The sequence below is a fragment of the Arthrobacter sp. TE12232 genome (assembly GCF_054062615.1).
Map to the genome: position 1 here is coordinate 3,922,250 of NZ_JBSSFK010000001.1, position 20,518 is coordinate 3,942,767.

Genomic DNA, 20,518 nt, shown 5'->3' on the forward strand with positions numbered 1-20,518 from the left:
TCGTCCCTAGAAGTAGGAGACGTCCACCGTCCGCGTGGCGAGGCTGTTGGTCAGCTGCCAGCTGTTGCCGCGCACGATGCCCACGGTGGTCAGTTTGTCACCGTTCCAGTCGCCTGTGATGGGACGGTCTGTGCTGACCCCGAAGGCGATGAAGTTGGAGACCACGGGGGACTTGATCCGGTTGCTGAGCCACCATTCGCCGTTGCGCCACACCCCGATGCTGGTCTTTCCGTCGCCGTCCCAGTCGCCGACGATCGGCGTATCGGAGGGAATCCCGAATCCGGTGTACTCATTGACCACCGGATTGTTGACGTTATAGCTGACCTGGAAGCTGGAGTTGCGCCAGATGCCGATTCCGTCGCGGCCGGCGCCGCTCCAGTCGCCAACGATCGGGGTGTCGGAGCCGACGCCGAAGCCCACCACCTTCGTGATGGCCATGGTGTTGAGGTCATCGACGAGCCACCACATGCCGTTCCGGAAGATACCGATCCCGGCCCGGCCGTCACCGTTCCAGTCGCCGACCACGGGCTTGTCGCCCGGCATGCCGTAGTTGAAGCAGCGCCGCGGGGCGGAGGGCATCTGCAAGCACCAGAACCCGTCCTTGAACCAGCCGGTGTAGGACTTGCCGTCGCCGGCCCACTTGCCGCTGAGCAGCGTGGCGCCGGGTATGAGGCCGATCGGGTAGGTGTCAGGCGTGGAGGCGAGTTTGCGGAGCTGGTCCAGCGAGCCGTTGAAGACGTTCTGATCGCCGGGGAACGTGGCCTTGACGGTCTGGGAAGCGTCGGCGTAGGCGTTGGCATACTGCCAGACGGTGTAGGTGGGCCATCCGCCGGGAACGGCCGGTGCATTGGTGTAGTAGGAGGCCAGCCACAGCGGGTTGGTCTGGCTGAATTCGCTGGTGTTGCCCAGGCAGTCGCGCCAGAAGTAGTAGCTCGTGTAGATCATGGCCTGTTTGTTGGTCATGCGGTACACGGTCTGGGTGAAGTCCCGGACCCAGGTGGCCAGCTGCCCCGGCGTGGCACCGTAGCAGCGGTTGAGGCCGGCGTAGGGGTTGTCCTCGATGTCCAGGACCGGGGGCATCGTGACGCCGTCGGCGGACCAGCCGCCGCCGTTGTTGACGAAGAACTGGGCCTGGGCGGCGCCCCCGGAGACATCGGGCCGGCCGAAGTGATAGGCCCCGCGGAGCAGGCCGACGGAGCTCGCGCCCGTGTACTGGGCCCCGAATTGGCTGTTCACGTAGCTGGTGCCCTCGGTGGCCTTGACGTAGGCGAAGCGGGCGCCGTTGGCCTTGACGGAGGACCAGTTGACGCTGCCCTGCCACGAACTCACATCCAGTCCCAGAGGCTGCCCGCGGGTGTCCAGCGGCTGCTCCGCCACCCACGGCTCGGTCGCTTGGGTCACGGCGGCCTGTTGCGTCTTGGCCATCGCCGCCGAGGCCGACGCCGGATTCAGTCCGGCCCGCCCCATTGTCGCCTGGCCCTGTTGCGGGGCGGCCGCGGCTTCCGCCGTGGCCGGAGCGGACGACGGCGCCGCCGCTGCCGTCGCCGCCTGCGCCGTGGCTTGAAGGGTGGTGGCCTGAGGGGTGGTGGCCGGGGCGCTGGCCTTCGCGGGGGCAGCCGCGCTGGTTGTCGCCGTCGGTTTGGGGGTCGCTGTGGGCGCGGCGGCGGTGGCGGTCGGGGAGGGGCTGGGAGCGGGTGCCGCGGATGCAGGGTTAGCCCAGGTCAGCGCCAGCGCGAAGGGAAGGCAGAGTGCCGCCGCGGTCCGTAGTTTGTGGATTTTGATAGTCGTCACCATTACTCCGGAGGATCTGGACAGAGGCCAAGATCACCCCCGTATGTGCGTAAAGAGTAACCAATTGCCCTCAGTGTTACCACTGTGGCCAATGTTGCTTTTGGTGTGTCCCGCGTCGGGACGGGAGAAAATCGTCAGCCGGTAAGCTGGCCTAATGCAGAAACTCCTCGTCACCGGCGGTGCCGGTTTCATCGGTTCCAATTTTGTCCACTACGTACTGGAGAACACCGACCACCACGTCACGGTCCTCGACAAGCTCACCTACGCGGGCAATGTGGAGTCGCTGGCGGGCCTTCCGGCAGACCACTTCACGCTGGTGCAGGGGGACATCTGCGACGCCGCAGTGGTTGACGACCTGGTCGCCGGGACGGACGTCGTGGTTCACTACGCGGCGGAATCCCACAACGACAACTCGCTGCACGATCCCCGCCCGTTCCTGGACACGAACATCATCGGGACGTACACCCTGATCGAGGCGGCACGGAAGCACAACAAGCGCTTCCACCACATCTCCACGGATGAGGTGTACGGCGACCTCGAGCTCGACGATCCGGAGCGGTTCACCGAGAACACGCCCTACAACCCCTCGAGCCCGTATTCCTCCACCAAGGCGGGCTCGGATCTGCTGGTCCGGGCCTGGGTGCGGTCCTTCGGCCTGCAGGCGACCATCAGCAACTGCTCGAACAACTACGGCCCGTACCAGCACGTGGAGAAGTTCATTCCGCGCCAGATCACCAACGTGATCGACGGCATCCGCCCCAAGCTGTACGGCAAGGGCGAGAACGTCCGGGACTGGATCCACGCCAATGACCACTCGTCCGCTGTCCTGGCGATCATCGCCAAGGGCCGGATCGGCGAGACCTATCTGATCGGCGCCGACGGCGAGAAGAACAACAAGGACGTCGTCGAGCTGATCCTCAAGCACATGGGCCAGGCGCCGGATGCCTACGACCACGTCGTGGACCGGCCCGGCCACGACATGCGCTACGCGATCGACTCCTCCAAGCTGCGCGACGAACTCGGCTGGGAGCCGAAGTTCTCCAACTTCGACGCCGGCATCGAAGACACCATCGCCTGGTACCGGAACAACGAGGACTGGTGGCGTCCGCAGAAGGCCGCGACCGAAGCCAAGTACAAGGAACAGGGCCAGTAGACCATGTCGATCGAGTTCTCGAAGAAGCTCACAGCACACGAAACCCCGATTCCCGGCGTCGTCCTGTACGACCTTCCGGTCCACGGCGACAACCGGGGCTGGTTCAAGGAGAACTGGCAGCGGGAAAAGATGGTGGCGCTCGGCCTCCCGGACTTCCGCCCGGTGCAGAACAACATCTCCTTCAACGAGTCGGCGGGCACCACCCGCGGGATCCACGCCGAGCCGTGGGACAAGTTCATTTCCGTGGCCACCGGCCGGATCTTCGGCGCCTGGGTGGACCTGCGCGAAGGCCCGACGTTCGGCGCCGTGTTCACTGCCGAAATGGATCCCAGCCAGGCCATCTTCATTCCCCGCGGAGTGGGGAACGCCTTCCAGACGCTGGAAGACAACACCGCCTACACCTACCTCGTCAACGACCACTGGTCCGCCGACGCCCAGGGCCAGTACACCTTCCTGAACCTCGCCGACGAGACCGCGGCCATCAGCTGGCCCGTGCCGCTGGAGCAGGCCGAGCTCTCGGACAAGGACAAGGCACACCCGCGGCTGGCGGACGTCACGCCGATGCCGCCGAAGAAGGTCCTCGTGGTCGGTGCCGACGGCCAGCTCGGCAAGGCCCTGCGCAAACAGTACGACGGCGACGCGTCCGTTGAATTCGCCGGCCGCGGCGAGTTCGACCTCGGCAGCGAGGACGCCTTCACCGGGCGCAACTGGAAGAACTATTCCGCGATCATCAACGCCGCGGCCTACACGGCGGTGGATGCCGCCGAGTCGGCCGAAGGCCGTGCGGCGGCCTGGGCGGTCAACGTCACCGCCGTGGCGCGGCTGGCCCGCACCGCCGTCGAACACGACCTCACACTGGTCCACGTGTCCTCGGACTATGTCTTCGACGGCACGCGCGCCACACACGACGAGTCGGAGCCCCTGGCGCCGCTGGGCGTCTACGGCCAGACCAAGGCCGCGGGCGACGCCGTCGTCAGCGTGGTGCCCCGGCACTACATCGTGCGCACGAGCTGGGTGATCGGCGAAGGCAACAACTTCGTCCGCACCATGGCCTCGCTGGCGGAACGCGGCATAGAGCCGTCGGTGGTGGACGACCAGATCGGGCGGCTGAGCTTCACGGAGGACATCGCCGCCGGCATCCGGCACCTGCTGGAGTCGGGCGCCGCGTACGGCGTCTACAACCTCAGCAACGACGGCGATCCGCAGTCCTGGGCGGAGATCGCCGCGGACGTCTACGAGCTCGCCGGCAAGCCGCGGGAGGCCGTGACGGGTGTCAGCACGGAGGAGTACTTCAAGGGCAAGGCCGTCTCGCCGCGCCCGTTGAACAGTGCCCTCGAGCTGGACAAGATCAAGGCCGCCGGGTTCGTCCCGCCGCTGTCCTCGGACCGGCTCAGGGCGTACATGGGGGCAACAGTTCCCCAGCACTGAGCCTTGGCCGTGCGGTTCAGCTAAGGATCAGCACGCGAAAAAGACCCGTTCACGCGCATGGCGTGGACGGGTCTTTTTGGTGCGGGAGCCGCGGGAGCCGCGGGAGCCGCGGGAGCCGCGGGAGCCGCGGGCTCAGCCGGCCGCGGCCTCGGCAGCGGGACGCTTGCGGGCCAGCCTGGTCCTGGACGGCCACGGCCGCTTCGGGAGCAGAGTATGGCCCGGGAACAGGTAGCTGAACAGCTTCGAGGCGCAGAGCAGGACTGCCGCGGTGAAGGCCAGGGTGAGGACCTCCCAGGTCAGCGGCGGCTGCCAGCCCGGCACGGTGAACATGGTCTGCCAGTTGGCCGTTTCCTGGATGCCCACAACATAGCGCCGGAGAACGTTCACAAAGGCATAGGCGTGTGCGACGCAGCCGGCCACCAGCAGGATCCGGGCGATGGTCATGCTCTGCGGCCGCTGTCCGAACGGCCGGAACCGCATGGCGAGCCCGGTCGAGATGACCGCGATCGTGAACAGCGGCAGGCTGTACCGGCCCTGCCAGATGAAGCCGGTGGTGTTGATGAGGGCCGCCTGCACCACGGCAGGGACCACCGCCAGCAATGCGACCGCCACCCAGAAGGCAGCCTGCAGCCGGTAGGGCCGGACCAGCATGACCGTGAGCATGAGCCCGATGAGCAACATGCTCCAGAACATCTGGACGGCCTGCGGAACCGGTGCGTCCAGCCACCCCGCAACGCCGATGTACTGGCCGACAAAGTCGAAGGACTTGTCCATCATCGTCAGGAACGCGTTGTACGGCCGCACCTCGCCGGCGACGTTGGAGATCCCGGCCGGGGCTTCGCCGGCCGAAGCCGGTGCCCGGAGCATCAGGAAATTCCACGCCACGCCCAGGACGATGCCCGCAGTGGCCAGTGCGGTTACTGCCAGCACCACCCGGTTCCTGAAGATGGCGACGATGTCAGCGCGCCGGAAGAAGAGGCAGGCAACGATCGCGCCGCACAGCAGCCACAACAGGGATATGTTGCGGGTGTTCGCGAGAGTCGCGGCCGCGATGCCGACCGTCAGGATGCCCGGGCGGGCCCGCTCCAGGTGCCGCGAGTTCTCCAGCACGGACACCAGCCCGCAGAAGGCCGCCATGGAGGCCGCGATTTCCAGCGAATTCGGATTGATGCCGCTGCCCAGGAACAGGACCATCGGCGTCGTCGAAATGGCGGCCGCGACGAGCGGCCACTTGGGGTGGCGCAGCCGGTGCAGGGCCGTGAAACCGGCGGCGTAGAAGGCTGCGGACAGCAGACCGCTGACGATGCGCATGGCGTAGATCGCCGGGGCCCCGGACATGACGAGGCTGGGCAGCCCGACAAGCCAGTAGTAGAAGGGGTTGTACAGTCCGGCCGACGTCACACCGATGGTGAGGTCGTTGTCATCGAGGGGGATCGCCGGGGCGCAGCCTGCCGGTTTCGTCACCTGGAAGGGGAAGCACATCTGCGCCTGCACGTTGGCGATGTAGGACGGAACCTGCACATGGACGCCGTGGCCGTACGATTCGCCGGGGCCCGGGAAAAACTGGCCCCGGGATACAGCGGCCGCCTTGATGGTGTGCGAGGGTTCGTCCGGATAGGCCATGAGGGGGGTGGCCAGGATCCACAGGGTGATGAGGAGGGACAAAAGGGCGAAGACAGGAAGGAAGAAGCCCATGCCACCGCGGGTGGTTGCCGACAGCGCGAACCGCCGAGCCTTGCCGGGCCGGGCGCCGGGCACGGAGCCTGCTGGTGACGTGCGGGCCGCCTCGGTTGCGTGAATCACTGTGCGTCCCCGATCGTGTCAATCAGCTTTTTGGATTCCCGAATGGCCTCTTCGCTGGGAGAGGCGACACTGGCGAAGTACGTTGAGGACACCTGGCCGTCGGAACTGAGGACAAAGGTGCCCCAGGACTTTACGAGCGTGCTCAGCTGGTGGTTTGAATACTTACCGCAGAAGGCCTGGTAACCGACGACGCCGAGGGCGTAGCCCTGGTTGCTTGTCTCGGGCAGAGTGAATTCCACCCCGGTGGGCAGCGTCCGGGTGGTGCCCTCTTGGGCGGCAACCGCGGCGGAGTCCTTGGACATGCGGACGTAACCTCCGCCGAAGGAGAGCAAGGCGGTTTCGAAGCGGCTGCCGATCGAGCCGAGGTCCATGAACGCGATGCCGCCGGGGGTCTTGTCGACCTTGTCGGCAAGGTCGGAGTGCTTCTTGACGGTGACGGCGTTGCCGGTCTTCGGCCAGGTGGCGGATACGCCCGAGGTCCAGGCGGGGTCGGCGCTGAGGTACTTTGTGGCCGCTTCCGTTTCCACGCTGGGCTCCGTGGCCACGATGGGGGCGATGTCGTCCGAGGGGAGGGTGATGTCGGGGTTGATGTCCGCGATCTCACGCGCGTCCCAGCGGGTGATGGAGCCGGAGAAGATCCCGGCCAGGACTTCGCGGGTCAGCTTGACGTTCCGAAGGCTCGGATTGTTGAGCGCGACGCCGATGGAGGTCACGGAAACGGGAACGGAGAATGCGCCCGCCGGCCCGCACACGTCCTTGGTCTGGTTCTGCTGTTCCGGTGTCAGGGGACCGTCCAGTGCGGCGAAGTAGGCTTGGCGCGTGGCCAGGGCCCTCAGTCCGACGTCGGATCCGTCCGGGGAGTAGTTGAGCGACGTGGCGGTGAGTTCCTTGCTCCAGGCGTTGCTCCAGGCCTCGATCGGCCCCTTCTGCACGGGCGTTCCGATCGCGGTGAGGGATCCCCGGACGTCGCTGACGGGCGTTCCTCCGGAGCAACCGGTCACTCCGATTCCCAGCAGCAGAATGCAGGCGAGAACTCCACCTGTGGACCGATTGCGCAAAGAATTTCCCTTCCCGTTCCGGAATGCCTCCGAAACCGTTCCTTATTACCCTAGCCGGTCCCGTGGTGTCGAGGGGTTGCCGGAACACGTCACCGGAGTCTGCACGGCACGCGGTGCTGGTCTAGACTTGCCGGATGTCCCTGTGGATGAAAGCGCCCGGACACATCAACGATTACAGGCGGTATGTTCGAACAATGGGGATTGAATTGTGAGCCTTGCTCACCGCATGAAGACCCTTGTGCGCGACGGCTTCCTGGTCAAGTTCCTCGTGGTGGGAGGGCTTTCCTTCGCCATCGACCTCGGACTCCTGGCCCTCCTTCATGAGGTGGGCAACGTCGATCTGTGGATTGCCACCCCGATCGCCTTCCTGACCAGCCTGGTCTTCAACTTCTTCGTCCAAAAGAACTTCACGTTCCAGTCCGGCGCCCGGGCCCACGTCAGCTTCATCAAATACGGGGCACTTGTAGCGTTCAATGTCGTGGCAACAGACGTGATCGTCAATCTCGCCGCAGGGGCCGGCCAGTCCTACGCGCTCGGCAAGGTCATCGCGACCATCGCCACGACCGCCTGGAACTTCTTGCTCTACAAGCACTGGATCTTCAAGCCCGCGCCGGAGCATGACCGCGACATCGTCGACCTCGACGCCTCCGCGACCCCTGCCAGCGGCCCTCATCATCGGGATTAGCTAAGGCTGCTTCCGTCGTTGATGGGCTCCCCGGCCGGGGGCTGGCCGGGCGACAATTGGCGGTACAGCAGGACTCCCGCCACGGCTGTCACGGCCAGATAGGCAAGAGCCAGGGGAAGCCAGCCCAGCGGCGGCTCCCACTTGGTTGCCCCGAACATGTCCGCCCAGTTGGCTTCGGTGGATATTCCGACTCCGTACCTGCGCAAGGCATTGGCGAACACCGCGGTGTGCGCGGCCGCGGTGAGCCCGATCGCCCACATCGTGATTCTCCGCGCGAAGAGCGAGTCGGGGAACCGGAGGAAGCGCAGGGCCAGTCCCGCGGCCAGGAGCATCGGGACAATCACGGGCAGAAGGTAGCGGCCTTGCCAGATGTAGCCCAACTCCGTGACCACCTGAGCCTGAAGGATTGGCGGGATGGCGATCGCCGCGGCGAGCAGCACGATGAATCCGAGCCGAGGGCGCCACAGCCTGACGGACACCGCGGCGACCATGAGTGCCCCGGTGAGGCAGGACCACCAAAAGTAGACGCCGGTGGGACCGTTGGTGTCCAGCCAGCCGAGCTGGGCCACGTAGGAGGCCGCGATGTCGAATGTCCGCTCAACCATGGTGCCGAAGGCTTGCTCCGGGGTGACGGTACCGGGGGTGCCCAGCAGGCTGGCGAGGGTGTTGGCTGTCTTGAGCCACAGGAGGCCGAGGGCCGCCGCGACGGCAATCAGGGCGGCCATGGCCAGGACGAGCTTGTTCTTCACCAGGAGCAGTAGATCCCGGGGCGGGACCATGAGCAGGGCGGCAATGACAGCCAGGGCAAGCCACAGCAGTGACAACGCCCGGGTGTTGGCCAGGACGGCGGCAGCGACCCCCACAACAACGATGTTGAACCGGAACCGGGACAGCTCCCGCACGTTCTCAAGCACGAGGCACAGGTTGACGAACACTGCTGAGGTGGCGACGATCTCCAGGGCATTCGGGTTGATGGACCCGCAGAGGTAGAGAACCATGGGCGTGACGGCGATCCCCGCGGCCGCGACGGGCCAGCGCCGGTTGGCGAACTGGGTGGTGGCGAGGAGCGTGGCAGCGAGGAACAAAGAGCACAGCAATCCGCTGAGGATCCGCATGGCGTAGATGGCCGGCTCGCCGCTCAGGATCGTGGAGGGCAGGCCCACCACCAGGTAGTACAGGGGGTTGTAGTTGCCGGCCGACGTGCCGGCCGTCGTCGGCTGCCGGTCCGCGGAATCCAGCCCGGGGGAGCAGTCAGCGGTGACGATCACTTTGAAGGCGAAGCAGGTTAGGGACTGGGTGTCGGCGATGTACTTGGGCACCACCACCTGAAGCTGTTCGCCCTGGGTCTGTCCGGACGTGCCGAGGAACTGCCCCCGGGCCACGGCGGCGGCCTTGATCGTGTGGGCCGGTTCGTCGGGGACCGACATCAGGGGAGAGGCAAGGCTCCACAACGTGCTGAACATCGACAGGATCAGGAAGATCATGCCGAAGCGCAGGACCGGTGCGGGGGGCTTGGACTGCGCCGGATTCGCCTGGCGGGGCCGCTGCGCTTTGCGCAAGGGAAGACTCATGGATTCAGTGCACCGTTTCACAGTGATGAGACGCGTCCAGCGCCCTTGAAGCGCCCCGCCGGAAAACTGCTCATGAAGATTCGCGCAGAACACCGCGTCGGGACGCCGGGGCCCGTCTGTCCCCCGTCGATCGTAGGGCCACCAGGCACCCGGTACAAAAGCGCTGTCCGCCCGACCGGCCGCTCCGGCTCGGTCCGGCCGTGAGGCCAATGAGCCTGCTGTGACCGGTGAGAAAGATGTTGTCCCGCCACGGTGGCGGTTATCCACATAAGGCCGCCGCACCCCTTGTCCGGCCGGGCAGTGCCGCCTAGGTTTAAGCCACTTTCATCGCCTCGGCAGTGGGGCGTCAGTCATATTGGGGGCTGCATGGAGGCTGTGCGCATTGTCGAGGACGAGGTCCGCGAGCTGATCCGCCGGCGCGGCCTGGACCCCCTGCGGCAGTCCGGGGAGGTCCGGCGGCTGGTCGAAGCGGCGGTCAGCGACTACGACGAGCGGGCCTTGCTGGCGCCGCTGCCGCCACTGGGGCCGTTGGAGTCGGCGCGGAGATTCGTCTACGACGCCGTGGCCGGCTTCGGCGCGCTGCAGCCCCTCCTGGACGATCCGGGCATCGAGGAAATCTGGCTCAATGCGCCCAGCGAGATCTATGTGGCGCGCAACGGCGAATCGGAGCTGACTTCTGTGTCGTTGACGGACCAGCAGGTCCGGGACCTCGTGGAACGGATGCTGAAGAGCTCCGGCCGTCGGCTGGACATGTCCTCCCCGTTCGTGGATGCGGCGCTCCCGGACGGCTCACGTCTGCATGTGGTCATCCCGGATGTCACCCGGCGGCACTGGGCCATCAATATCCGCAAGTTCGTGGTCAAGGCCAGCCGGCTGGAGCACCTGGTGGAGCTGGGAACGCTGACCCCGCAGGCGGCCAGGTTCCTCGGTGCGGCCGTCGCCAGCGGCCTCAACATCCTGGTCTCGGGCGCCACCCAGGCTGGCAAAACCACCATGCTGAACTGCCTCGCGGCGAGCATCGGCACCCGTGAGCGGGTCATCACGGTGGAGGAGATCTTCGAACTGCAGTTTCCGCTCCGCGACGTCGTGGGGCTGCAGTGCCGGCAACCGAACTTGGAGGGGCAGGGGGAAATTCCGCTGCGGCGGCTCGTCAAGGAGGCCTTGCGCATGCGGCCCGACCGGCTCGTGGTGGGGGAGGTCAGGGAGGCTGAGAGCCTTGACATGCTCATAGCCTTGAATTCGGGTCTTCCCGGGATGTGCACCGTCCATGCAAACTCCGCACATGACGCCGTGACGAAGATTTGCACGCTGCCGTTGCTCGCCGGCGACAACATTTCCAGTGCCTTCGTGGTTCCCACGGTGGCGTCCTGCATCGACCTGGTGGTCCACTGCAGCCGGCACGCCAACGGGCGCCGACAGGTCACCGAGATCCTGTCGCTGGGCCGCCGCGTGGAAAACGGAATCATCGAATCCTCCATGGTGTTCACGATGTCGGACGGGCAGCTTCTTCCGAAGGCCAACTCGATGCCCGCCGCGGAAAAGTTCGCCCGCTCCGGCTATGACGTCGCGGCGCTCCTGGAGCCGCGCTAATGGCGCCGCTCCTGGGGATGCTGGGCGGGGCCGGACTTCTCTTGATCTGGTGGTCCGCGTGGGAGCAGCCCGGGAGCTCCGGGCGCAAGTCCCGGACCAGCAGGGTTGAGGATCTGCTGCGGACGGCGGGCATCGAAAAGGTCAGCGCGGCAGGCCTGCTCGCCTCGTGCCTCGGGGTCGGCGTATTTACAACCCTGGCCTTCTTCGCAGTGACAGCGTCGTGGCCGATCTCGGGATGCTTTGGCCTGTTTGGCGGCTGGCTGCCGATGGCGATCGTCCGGTGGCGTGCAAGGAAGCGCACGGCCGTCCTCCGCCAACTCTGGCCCGACGTCGTAGACCACCTCCGGTCAGCCATCAGGGCCGGCCTGTCACTGCCCGAGGCCCTGATCCAACTTGGCGAGAAAGGCCCCGTGGAGCTTCGCCACGTGTTCGTGGACTTCGGCTCCGACTACCGTTCCGGAGGCCAGTTCGATCCCTCGCTCACCCGGCTCAAAGAACGCCTGGCTGATCCCGTGGCGGACCGGATTGTCGAGGCGCTCCGGCTCACCCGGGAGGTGGGCGGGTCTGATCTCGGGCGACTCCTCGGCACCCTCGCCGAGTTCTTGCGTGAGAGCGCCCGGACCCGGAGTGAGTTGGAGGCCAGACAGTCCTGGACCGTCAACGCCGCCCGGCTGGCCGTCGCGGCGCCCTGGATTGTGCTGGTGCTGCTGGCCAGCAGGCCCGAGGCCGTGATGGCCTACAACACCGCGGCCGGGGCGGCGGTCCTACTGGGCGGCCTGGCTGTCTCTTTGATTTCCTATGCCATCATGTTGCGGATCGGGGCGCTGCCGGAAGAGCAGCGGGTGCTCCGATGACCGGGCTGATGGCGGGTGCCACGGTATGCGGCTCAGTCCTCGGGGCCGGACTCTGGCTGTTCCTCGTGCGGCTTCCCTTCATGCGCCCGACGACGTTCGTCGAACGTATCGGTCCGCAATTGAGAACCCACAACCTGGAATCCCGGCTCCTGCGGACCGCCCCGCGCAATGTCACGCCGTTCGGGCCGCTGGAAAGGATTCTCCGCCCGGCGATCCGCGACGGCGTCAGATCACTAGGCCGAATCAACCTTGGTGCGACGGCCTTGAACCGCAGGCTTGCCCGCGCCGGGAGCGCCAAGACAGCGGTGGACTTCCGGGCCGAACAGCTCGTGTGGGCGGCCGGCGGCTTTGTCCTCGCCGTCGGCGTCGTGGCGCTCGCCGGCAGTCTTGGCAGCTTCAGCCCGTTCGTTGCGGTGGTGGCCGTCGTGGGGAGCGCCGTGGGCGGGTTCCTGCTCCGGGACTACCTGCTGGGAGCGCACATCAAGAAACGGGAGGCGCTGACGATGGCGGAGTTTCCCAGCATCGCCGAACTCATGGCCCTCGCTGTCAGTGCCGGGGAAAGCGCCACCGGTGCGCTGGACAGGGTCTGCCGCAGCGCCCGGGGCGAGCTCTCGCACGAATTCAGCCGCGTCCTCTCCGAGACCCGGGCCGGGAAGCCCCTCGTGGAGGCCCTGCGGGAGTTCTCGGCCAGGACGGATCAGGGACCCCTTCTCCGTTTCGTCGACGGAATGATCGTGGCCGTGGAGCGCGGAACACCCCTGGCCGACGTCCTACGCGCGCAGGCACAGGATGTCCGGGACACAGCCAAAAGGGAGCTCATGGAGTCCGCCGGCAAGAAGGAGATCGGGATGATGGTGCCGCTCGTCTTCGGGGTGCTTCCGCTAACAGTCATCTTCGCCGTGTTCCCCGGCCTGGCCGCCATCAGTCTCGGACTCTAGGAGCCGCCAGCCCAGCCTGGACGCGGCGCAGACGGCGAGGCCTTGCAGGCCATAAGGACGGAATTCAAAAAAAGCCATACGACGACGGAAGAGGATACGAAGAACGTCCCGCGGTCCGGGACTTGCCGGCCCGGATGCGGTGCCAGGTTCTGCACCGAAGCATCACCAGGATTCAGGCACGAAGCGCAGGAAACCAGATGCACCAGATCGACAACAGCACCGGAAAGACAGAAGCAGCGGAAAGACAGAAGCACGAAACAAGAGAGATCAGGCACGAGAAGAACGAGGAAAGAGGACACCGTGAAGAACTTCGGAACCCGGATGGCATTGATGGCGCTGAGCATGGTGACGTGGCGGTCTGTCGCGTCGCGGCTGCGGCCGGGGGACCACCGTGCCCCGGTAGCAGACCATCCGGAGCGGGGGGATGTGCCCGGCTGGGTGATGATCACCCTTATGTCCGCCGTCCTCGTGGCAGCCCTTCTGGCCCTCGCCGGTCCGGCACTGGAGGGGCTCTTCAACCAGGCCATGGATAAGGTCGGACAGTAGCAGGTGGCGGCACAAGGCGCGGGGCACGGCACCGGGCTCCGGCGCATCACAGACCGTGAGCGTGGGGCCGCCGTGGTGGACTTCGTGCTGATCGGCGCGCTGCTCACGTTGTTCTTCCTCGCGATCGTCCAGCTCACCTTGGTCCTCCATGTGCGGAACACGCTGATAGACGCCGCCGCCTCGGGGGCCAGATACGGCACGCTGGCGGACCGCAACTCCGGGGATGCCCGGGACCGTACGGTCCAGCTGATCACGGCGGCGCTGAACCCCGATTTCGCCCGGGACGTGGCCACCAGCGAGTCCACGTACCAGGGCATCCGCACGCTGGAAGTCACTGTCCGTGCGCCCTTGCCGGTCATCGGCTTTATCGGTCCACGGGCGCTCCTGGAGGTGAAGGGCCATGCGGCCATCCAGCCGTAACGGCGCAGCGCCCCGCCCAGTCCGGGGCGTCCCCGGGGGCGACGGCGTCTCTCGGGACCTCAGCGCCGGGCTGGAACAGGGGAGTGCCGTGATCGAGTTCGTTTTCCTGTCCATGCTGCTGATGGTGCCCCTCGTGTACTTCATCGTCACCGTGGGCCAGATCCAGGGCGGCTCGTTCGCTGTGGTTGGCGCCGCGGACCAGGCCGCCAAGGTCTATGTCGCCCAGCCGGACGCGGCAAGCGGCCGGGCCGCTGCCGAGCAGGCCGTGCTGCTGGCGCTCGCCGACTACGGGCAGCCGCCGGAGAACGCCAGCATCGACACACGCTGCGAACCCGCGGACTGTCTGGCTCCCGGCTCGGCGGTGACGGTCACCGTTCACCTCGCCGTGCCGCTGCCCTTTGTGCCCTTCAGCGATGTGCTTCATCTCAACGCGAGCCAGCTCAGCGCCTCGGCAACCCAGCTGGTGGGAAGGTTCCGGTGAAAATCCACGTCGGTGCATTCCAGCATCCAGCCAGGAACCCGTCCCGCCCGCAGGAGGGCCAGGTGCTGGTGCTGAGCATCGGGTTCGTCGTGATTGCCCTGCTTGTCGCGACCGTCGTCATTGCCGCTTCCAGCGTCTACCTCGAACACAAGAAACTGCTCTCGCTCGCGGACGGCGCCTCGGTGGCCGCAGCGGACAGCTTCACGCTCGGGCAGCTCGGCAACGCCGGCGGCACGCCATCCGCCGTATTGAGCGGTACCAGGGTGCGCAGCGCCGCCGTCGACTATCTGAGCCGCAACGGCGCCTTCGGTCGCGTCAGCGGCCTCAGTGTGGCGCCGTCCACGGGCAGCCCGGACGGTGCCACCGCCGTCGTGGTGCTCAGCGCTGCGGTCCACCCGCCAGTGGTGAACTTCCTGGTGCCCGACGGCATCCGGATCGAGGCGACGTCGACGGCGCGGTCCCGCCTCAGCCGCTGACCCGCGTCCCCAACATCCCGGTTGCCCTATCAGTAGATGCTGCCAACCGGGGCCGATAGCAGCCCCAAGTGACAGGGCATCCGGGAGGGGAAGGGGGCCGCGGTGAGGGTCAGGGGGCTAGGACACATAGCGTAGGCTTAAAAAACCATGGCAAACATTGATTTTCCCGCTGAAATCCGCGCGCTGCGGGCCACCTATGCGTCCATCGAGAACGTCTCGAACGTCGAGGCGCTCAAGGAAGACATCGCCGAGCTCAGCGAGCGGGCCGGTGAACCCAACCTGTGGGACGACCCCGCCGCGGCGCAGGTCATCACCTCGAAGCTCTCGCACAAGCAGTCCGAGCTCGAGCGCCTCAACAAGCTGGCGGCCCGGATCGACGACCTCGAGGTCCTGGTGGAGCTCGGCCAAGACGAGGACGACGCCGAATCCATGGCCGACGCCGCCGCGGAGCTGGAATCGGTCCGCAAGGCGCTGGGCGAGCTCGAAGTGGTCACACTGCTCTCTGGCGAGTTCGACGAGCGCGAAGCCGTGGTGACCATCCGGGCCGGAGCTGGCGGCGTGGACGCGGCGGACTTCGCCGAAATGCTGCTGCGCATGTACCTGCGCTGGGCCGAACGCCACGGCTACCCGACCACCATCATGGACACCTCCTACGCCGAAGAAGCCGGGCTGAAGTCCGCGACGTTCGAGGTCAAGGCGCCCTACGCCTACGGCACGCTCAGCGTCGAGGCCGGTACCCACCGCCTGGTCCGGATCAGCCCGTTCGACAACCAGGGCCGCCGCCAGACCTCCTTCGCCGCAGTGGAAGTGATCCCGCTGATCGAGCAGACGGACTCCATCGACATCCCCGACAACGAGATCCGCGTCGACGTCTTCCGGTCCTCCGGCCCCGGCGGCCAGTCGGTCAACACCACCGACTCCGCCGTGCGCCTGACCCACATCCCCACCGGGACCGTGGTGTCCCATGCAGAACGAGAAATCGCAGCTGCAGAACCGCGCCGCCGCCCTGAGGGTGCTGCAGTCCCGCCTGCTGCTGCTGAAGAAGGAACAGGAGGACGCCGAGAAGAAGGCGTTCGCCGGCGACGTCAAAGCCTCGTGGGGCGACCAGATGCGCTCCTACGTCCTGAACCCGTACCAGATGGTCAAGGACCTGCGCACCGAGCACGAGGTCGGCAACACCTCGGCGGTGTTCGACGGCGAAATCGACGACTTCATCGACGCCGGGATCCGCTGGCGGACCGACAACCGCAACGCCGAGAAGTAGGCCCCGCACCCCGGCCGGTCGCCTCGACTGGGAGGTCGCTGACAATCGTGCGACACGCCCCGCCGTTCCGGCCGATCCGCCGTTACCCGTGCGTATAGTCGAGGGGCCGGAGCTCTACTTCCCCCACACGAAAGCCCTTGCGCCGGCAGCAGAACCGGGTCCCCGCGGCCATGTCCTGCAGGGTACTAAGGGCCATGATCCGTTTCGAAAATGTCACCAAGGTCTATGACCAGAAGGCGCGGCCGGCGCTGGATTCGATCAACCTTGAGATCGACCGCGGCGAATTCGCCTTCCTCGTCGGGGCCTCCGGCTCCGGCAAGTCGACCTTCCTGCGCCTGGTCCTCAAAGAGGACCGCGCCTCCTCCGGGGCCGTGTACGTCGCCGGCCAGAACGTCGCCAACATCTCCAGCTGGCGCGTGCCGCGCCTGCGCCGAGGCATCGGCGTCGTCTTCCAGGACTTCCGCCTGCTGCCGCAAAAGACAGTCTTCGCCAACGTCGCCTTCGCCATGCAGGTCATCGGCAAGAGCCGCAGCGTCATCCGCGACACCGTCCCCGAGGTCCTCAAGACCGTGGGCCTGGAAGGCAAGGAAAACCGGCTCCCGCACGAACTCTCCGGCGGTGAGCAGCAGCGCGTGGCGATCGCCCGCGCCGTCGTGAACCGGCCCGGCATCCTGCTGGCCGACGAACCCACCGGCAACCTGGACCCCACCACCTCGATGGGCATCATGGGCGTGCTGGACAAGATCAACCAGAACGGCACCACCGTGGTGATGGCCACGCACGACGACGACATCGTCAACGAGATGCGCAAACGGGTCGTGGAACTCAAGAACGGCGTCGTGATCCGCGACGAGGCCAGGGCCCTGTACACGTCCATGATTCCGGTGGTGGGCCAGTCGCGCCGCCTGCGCGACGCCAGCGGCCGGGACGAGCCGCCCGCTGCGTCCCCCCGTGCGGAAACACGCGCCGAAGCGCGCGGGCTCCGCACCGCAGGGGAGGGCCAGGCGTGAGGCTTGCATTCGTCCTGAGCGAGATCGGCAGCGGCCTGCGCCGCAACCTGTCCATGGTGATCTCCGTCATCCTGGTGACCTTCGTGTCCCTGACCTTCGTCGGCGCCGCCGGCATGCTCCAGTTGCAGATCAACCAGATGAAGGGCTACTGGTACGACAAAGTCCAGGTGGCCATCTTCCTGTGCAGTGACGGTTCGACGGCGCCCGGCTGCGCCACTGGGCCTGCCACCCCGGAGCAGGAAGACAACCTGCGCAAGCTCCTGCAGTCGCCCGCGGTGGCGCAGTACGTCAACGACTTCCAGTACGAGTCCAAAGACGACGCCTACAAGCACTTCAAGGAACAGTTCTCCAATTCCCCGATCGTCGACTCCGTGACCCCGGACCAGCTTCCGGCCTCGTTCCGGATCAACATGAAGGACCCGGAGAAGTACGAGATCATCAGCGAGACCTTTTCCTCGCAGGCCGGCGTGGAGACCGTGATCGACCAGCGCCAGCTGCTGGAGCGCCTGTTCTCGGCCATGAACGCGGCGTCCCTCGTGGCGGTGAGCATCGCCGGCGTCATGATCATTTGCGCCATCCTGCTGATTGCGACCACCATCCGGCTCTCCGCGTTCAGCCGACGCCGCGAGACGGGCATCATGCGGCTCGTGGGAGCGTCCAAGATGGTGATCCAGCTGCCGTTCATCCTCGAAGGCGTCATCGCCGCGGTGATCGGCGCCGCCCTGGCCTCCGGCACCCTGTGGGCCGTGGCCCACTTCTTCCTCGGCGAGGTCCTGTCCAAGCAGTACCCGGACACCGCCTTCATCTCGCCGGGGCAGACCCTGATGCTGGCACCTGCCCTGATTGGCCTGGGCGTCGTCCTGGCCGGAATTTCCTCCCTGCTGACCCTCCGCCGGTACTTGCGGGTCTAGCTTTGCGCAACGAAAAGGGAATGCTTATGACACCGATGGCCCCCCGCCCCCTCCGGCACCCCCTCCGGCTTCGCCTGGTGGGACGCCGCAGCCGGATGATCAGCGCCACCCTGGCCTTGGTCCTCGCGGGAAGCCTGGGCGCCTCGGCGCCGGTGGCATTTGCGGACAACCTGGACGACCAGCAGGCCGCACTGAAGGATCAGGCGGCGCAGGTCCAGGACTCCCTGGAGTTCGTGGATGCCAGGATCGCCCAGGCCGCGGCAGACCTGGTCCTGTACCAGGGCCAGCTCCCCGCCGCCCAGCAGGCCCTCATGGACGCCCAGGGACGGGTGGCCGGAGCAGTCCAGGAGGTGGACGCCCTCGCTGCCCGCGTGGACCTCGCGCAGCAGAACAAGGCCAAAATCACCGCGCAGCTCGAGAGCGATAAGCAGAAGATCGCCGACACCCGCAAGCTGATCGGGCAGATCGCCACGCAGGCCTACAAGTCCGGCGGCGTACCGTCCAACCTGTCATTGTTCTTCGGCTCGAACCAGGGCGGCAGCCTGACCGACACCATCGACCTCGCGGACCAGGCCCTGCGCAGCCAAAACTCCGCGATGGACAAGCTCACGCAGCAGAGTGCCACCAACGTCAACGCGCAGGCCCGGCTGGCAGCCGTCGAGGCCGAAATCACGGACCTCAAGGCCAAAGCCGACGCAGCACTGGCACGGGAGAAGGCCGCCCGGGACGAGGCCGAAGCCAAGAAGGCGCAGGTGGACAAGCTCATCGCCGATACCACCAGGATCGACGCCGAACTCCAGGCTGCCAAGCCCGGCATCCAGAACCAGCTCGCCCAGGTCAAAGCCCAGCAGGACGCCGTCGCCGCCGATATCGCCGAACGCGACCGGAAACTGCGTGAGGCCTGGGAAGCCGAGCAGCGCCGCATCGCCGAGGCCGCGGCCGCGGCCGCCCGTGCGCAGGGACAGGCGGTCCAGCCCTACGTTCCGGTCCAGGGACCGCCGTCGGCCTTCGGCCTCCGGCACCCGTTCTCTTCCAACATCCCGATCACGTCCGGATTCGGCTGGCGCGCGACGCCGCCCGGCACCATCGACTTCTACGGCACCGGCGGCTATATGCACACCGGCATCGACTTCGGCGCCACGTGCGGCACCCCCGTTTACGCCGCGGCGGCCGGCACCGTCTTCTCGGCCGGCTGGGGCAACGACGGCGGCGGCAACCGGGTGAAGATTTCCCACGGTGTCATCCAGGGCAACTCGCTGACCACGATCTACTACCACAACACCTCTGTGACGGTCTCGGTCGGCCAGCACGTTGAACAGGGGCAGCTGATCGCCTACTCGGGAACCACCGGCAACTCCACCGGGTGCCACGCGCACTTCGAGACCTGGCTCAACGGCCGGGCCGTGGACCCCATGACCCTGCTGTAGCCCGTCCCGGGCCATCCGCTGCGGCGGCCGCCCTGCCGTAAACTGGAAAGGTTCCGCGCCACCCGGCCGGAGTGAATCACCACCACAACCAAGGAGTCCTACCGTGCCCAAAGAAAGTGGCCGTAAGGTAGTGGCCACCAACCGCAAGGCCCGGCACGACTACCACATCCTTGACACATACGAGGCCGGCATCGCGCTGATGGGCACTGAAGTAAAGTCCCTGCGCGAAGGCCATGCCTCAATGGTCGACGGCTTCTGCACGTTCTATAACGATGAGCTGTGGATGGAGGGCATCCACATCCCCGAATACCACCAGGGGAGCTGGACCAACCACGCCGCACGCCGCCGCCGCAAGCTGCTGCTGCACCGCGAGGAGCTCACGAAGATCTCGCACAAGATCCGGGAATCGGGTTTCACGATCGTGCCGCTGCAGTTGTATTTCGTGGACGGCCGCGCGAAGGTGGAAATCGGCGTCGCCCGCGGTAAGAAGGAATACGACAAGCGCCAGACGCTGCGCGAACAGCAGGACAAGCGCGAGGCCCAGCGGGTCATGCGCGAACGCAACCGGCGCTAGCGGGCGATCTACCGTCTGGCCGGCGGGCCCCTGGAACGTTGCCGGGAATGTTTCCCAGGGGTCGTGCGTTATGATTGATTGTCCGGGAAGGAACGAAGCAGGACCGCGAAGCGGTTCAGCATCAGGCTAGTCCGGTTTGATAAAAAAATACGGGGATGATCGGTTTCGACGATGTTAGTCGCGACAGGTGAAGCGGGCCGAGGATGCAGAATTATCTCGTAAACGCTGTCTGCAAACCAATAAGTGCCGAATCAAAACGCACTGACTTCGCTCTCGCTGCCTAAGCAGTAAGACAGTCCGTCAGCCCGAGGTTGCTATTGCCCCGGATCCTGGCGTCATTTAGATAGCCACTGCTGTTTACCTCCGTCATCGGGGTAAACGGGACTCTTAGATGACTGGGCCCGGATCAGCCAGCTGTTTGCAGCATGGCTGGGGCCGAGAAAATCCAACGCAAACTGCGCCCGGAGAAGCCCTGACAACACGACATCGGACGGGGGTTCAATTCCCCCCATCTCCACAAGCATCACCCCGAAAAAAG

General features: G+C 66.3%; 19 protein-coding genes and 1 other RNA gene. 16 read left to right on the plus strand and 4 right to left on the minus strand.

The window, feature by feature from the left end:
- Positions 1–6 precede the first annotated feature (6 nt).
- Complete coding sequence (locus tag ACVWZ7_RS17520) at positions 7–1,794, minus strand: GH25 family lysozyme (RefSeq protein ID WP_456508587.1); 1,788 nt, start codon at positions 1,792–1,794, stop codon at positions 7–9.
- 151 nt (positions 1,795–1,945) lie between these two features.
- Between ACVWZ7_RS17520 and rfbB the strand changes: the two genes are divergently transcribed.
- Both rfbB and ACVWZ7_RS17530 read left to right on the plus strand, forming a co-directional pair.
- Positions 1,946–2,944: a dTDP-glucose 4,6-dehydratase gene (gene rfbB / locus ACVWZ7_RS17525; protein WP_456508588.1), complete on the plus strand. Its 999-nt coding sequence runs from the start codon at positions 1,946–1,948 to the stop codon at positions 2,942–2,944.
- A gap of 3 nt (positions 2,945–2,947) precedes the next feature.
- Positions 2,948–4,372, plus strand: coding sequence for a sugar nucleotide-binding protein (locus tag ACVWZ7_RS17530; RefSeq protein WP_456508589.1), 1,425 nt, complete (start codon positions 2,948–2,950; stop codon positions 4,370–4,372).
- Positions 4,373–4,504: 132 nt separating this feature from the next.
- Here ACVWZ7_RS17530 and ACVWZ7_RS17535 read toward each other — a convergent pair whose 3' ends face one another.
- Both ACVWZ7_RS17535 and ACVWZ7_RS17540 read right to left on the minus strand, forming a co-directional pair.
- Positions 4,505–6,175 carry a DUF2142 domain-containing protein gene (locus ACVWZ7_RS17535; protein ID WP_456508590.1) on the minus strand — a complete coding sequence of 557 codons (1,671 nt, stop codon included), beginning with the start codon at positions 6,173–6,175 and terminating at the stop codon, positions 4,505–4,507.
- On the minus strand, positions 6,172–7,233 hold the full coding sequence (locus ACVWZ7_RS17540; RefSeq protein WP_456508591.1) for a substrate-binding domain-containing protein: 1,062 nt from the start codon (positions 7,231–7,233) through the stop codon (positions 6,172–6,174). The genes ACVWZ7_RS17535 and ACVWZ7_RS17540 overlap by 4 nt, the downstream gene beginning before the upstream one ends.
- 226 nt (positions 7,234–7,459) lie before the next feature.
- On the opposite strand from ACVWZ7_RS17540, the gene ACVWZ7_RS17545 reads away from it, so the two are divergent.
- On the plus strand, positions 7,460–7,918 hold the full coding sequence (locus ACVWZ7_RS17545) for a GtrA family protein (RefSeq protein WP_456508592.1): 459 nt from the start codon (positions 7,460–7,462) through the stop codon (positions 7,916–7,918).
- Here ACVWZ7_RS17545 and ACVWZ7_RS17550 read toward each other — a convergent pair.
- Complete coding sequence (locus ACVWZ7_RS17550) at positions 7,915–9,489, minus strand: DUF2142 domain-containing protein (RefSeq protein ID WP_456508593.1); 1,575 nt, start codon at positions 9,487–9,489, stop codon at positions 7,915–7,917. The two genes, ACVWZ7_RS17545 and ACVWZ7_RS17550, sit on opposite strands and share 4 nt — an antisense overlap.
- Before the next feature lie 366 nt (positions 9,490–9,855).
- On the opposite strand from ACVWZ7_RS17550, the gene ACVWZ7_RS17555 reads away from it, so the two are divergent.
- From ACVWZ7_RS17555 to ssrA, 13 genes are all read left to right on the plus strand, one after another.
- Complete coding sequence (locus tag ACVWZ7_RS17555; RefSeq protein ID WP_456508594.1) at positions 9,856–11,079, plus strand: CpaF family protein; 1,224 nt, start codon at positions 9,856–9,858, stop codon at positions 11,077–11,079.
- Positions 11,079–11,933, plus strand: coding sequence for a type II secretion system F family protein (locus ACVWZ7_RS17560; RefSeq protein ID WP_344367313.1), 855 nt, complete (start codon positions 11,079–11,081; stop codon positions 11,931–11,933). The genes ACVWZ7_RS17555 and ACVWZ7_RS17560 overlap by 1 nt, the downstream gene beginning before the upstream one ends.
- Positions 11,930–12,871, plus strand: a complete 942-nt coding sequence (locus tag ACVWZ7_RS17565; protein ID WP_456508595.1) for a type II secretion system F family protein — start codon at positions 11,930–11,932, stop codon at positions 12,869–12,871. Before ACVWZ7_RS17560 ends, ACVWZ7_RS17565 begins: the two co-directional genes overlap by 4 nt.
- Positions 12,872–13,213: 342 nt before the next feature.
- On the plus strand, positions 13,214–13,417 hold the full coding sequence (locus ACVWZ7_RS17570; protein WP_425547222.1) for a hypothetical protein: 204 nt from the start codon (positions 13,214–13,216) through the stop codon (positions 13,415–13,417).
- Positions 13,418–13,420: 3 nt separating this feature from the next.
- Positions 13,421–13,837, plus strand: coding sequence for a TadE family protein (locus ACVWZ7_RS17575; protein ID WP_116766864.1), 417 nt, complete (start codon positions 13,421–13,423; stop codon positions 13,835–13,837).
- On the plus strand, positions 13,818–14,318 hold the full coding sequence (locus tag ACVWZ7_RS17580) for a hypothetical protein (RefSeq protein ID WP_456508596.1): 501 nt from the start codon (positions 13,818–13,820) through the stop codon (positions 14,316–14,318). The genes ACVWZ7_RS17575 and ACVWZ7_RS17580 overlap by 20 nt, the downstream gene beginning before the upstream one ends.
- The gene (locus ACVWZ7_RS17585) at positions 14,315–14,794 is read left to right on the plus strand and encodes a pilus assembly protein TadG-related protein (RefSeq protein WP_337189820.1); all 480 of its coding nucleotides are present in this window, start codon (positions 14,315–14,317) and stop codon (positions 14,792–14,794) included. The genes ACVWZ7_RS17580 and ACVWZ7_RS17585 overlap by 4 nt, the downstream gene beginning before the upstream one ends.
- 147 nt (positions 14,795–14,941) lie before the next feature.
- Positions 14,942–16,058 (plus strand): peptide chain release factor 2 gene (gene prfB, locus ACVWZ7_RS17590; protein ID WP_456508597.1). Its coding sequence is split into 2 segments (ribosomal slippage): positions 14,942–15,757 and positions 15,759–16,058, totalling 1,116 coding nucleotides; the frame shifts between segments, so codons are not numbered across the junction.
- 194 nt (positions 16,059–16,252) lie between these two features.
- Positions 16,253–17,068: a cell division ATP-binding protein FtsE gene (gene ftsE, locus ACVWZ7_RS17595; RefSeq protein ID WP_116766866.1), complete on the plus strand. Its 816-nt coding sequence runs from the start codon at positions 16,253–16,255 to the stop codon at positions 17,066–17,068.
- Complete coding sequence (gene ftsX / locus ACVWZ7_RS17600; RefSeq protein ID WP_091249317.1) at positions 17,065–17,979, plus strand: permease-like cell division protein FtsX; 915 nt, start codon at positions 17,065–17,067, stop codon at positions 17,977–17,979. Before ftsE ends, ftsX begins: the two co-directional genes overlap by 4 nt.
- A gap of 26 nt (positions 17,980–18,005) precedes the next feature.
- Entirely contained in the window at positions 18,006–19,406 is a 1,401-nt protein-coding gene (locus ACVWZ7_RS17605) for a peptidoglycan DD-metalloendopeptidase family protein (RefSeq protein WP_116766867.1), read from the plus strand.
- 103 nt (positions 19,407–19,509) lie between these two features.
- Positions 19,510–19,980, plus strand: coding sequence for an SsrA-binding protein SmpB (smpB, locus tag ACVWZ7_RS17610; protein ID WP_091249322.1), 471 nt, complete (start codon positions 19,510–19,512; stop codon positions 19,978–19,980).
- A 151-nt stretch (positions 19,981–20,131) separates the two neighbouring features.
- Positions 20,132–20,500: a transfer-messenger RNA gene (gene ssrA, locus ACVWZ7_RS17615) on the plus strand.
- The last annotated feature ends 18 nt before the right edge of the window (positions 20,501–20,518 follow it).

Coding starts and splice junctions, on each gene's coding strand:
- ACVWZ7_RS17520 (WP_456508587.1), bottom strand. CDS start 1,794: ATGGTGACGACTATCAAAATCCACAAACTACGGACCGCGGCGGCACTC.
- rfbB (WP_456508588.1), top strand. CDS start 1,946: ATGCAGAAACTCCTCGTCACCGGCGGTGCCGGTTTCATCGGTTCCAAT.
- ACVWZ7_RS17530 (WP_456508589.1), top strand. CDS start 2,948: ATGTCGATCGAGTTCTCGAAGAAGCTCACAGCACACGAAACCCCGATT.
- ACVWZ7_RS17545 (WP_456508592.1), top strand. CDS start 7,460: ATGAAGACCCTTGTGCGCGACGGCTTCCTGGTCAAGTTCCTCGTGGTG.
- ACVWZ7_RS17550 (WP_456508593.1), bottom strand. CDS start 9,489: ATGAGTCTTCCCTTGCGCAAAGCGCAGCGGCCCCGCCAGGCGAATCCG.
- ACVWZ7_RS17555 (WP_456508594.1), top strand. CDS start 9,856: ATGGAGGCTGTGCGCATTGTCGAGGACGAGGTCCGCGAGCTGATCCGC.
- ACVWZ7_RS17560 (WP_344367313.1), top strand. CDS start 11,079: ATGGCGCCGCTCCTGGGGATGCTGGGCGGGGCCGGACTTCTCTTGATC.
- ACVWZ7_RS17565 (WP_456508595.1), top strand. CDS start 11,930: ATGACCGGGCTGATGGCGGGTGCCACGGTATGCGGCTCAGTCCTCGGG.
- ACVWZ7_RS17570 (WP_425547222.1), top strand. CDS start 13,214: ATGGTGACGTGGCGGTCTGTCGCGTCGCGGCTGCGGCCGGGGGACCAC.
- ACVWZ7_RS17580 (WP_456508596.1), top strand. CDS start 13,818: ATGCGGCCATCCAGCCGTAACGGCGCAGCGCCCCGCCCAGTCCGGGGC.
- ftsE (WP_116766866.1), top strand. CDS start 16,253: ATGATCCGTTTCGAAAATGTCACCAAGGTCTATGACCAGAAGGCGCGG.
- ACVWZ7_RS17605 (WP_116766867.1), top strand. CDS start 18,006: ATGACACCGATGGCCCCCCGCCCCCTCCGGCACCCCCTCCGGCTTCGC.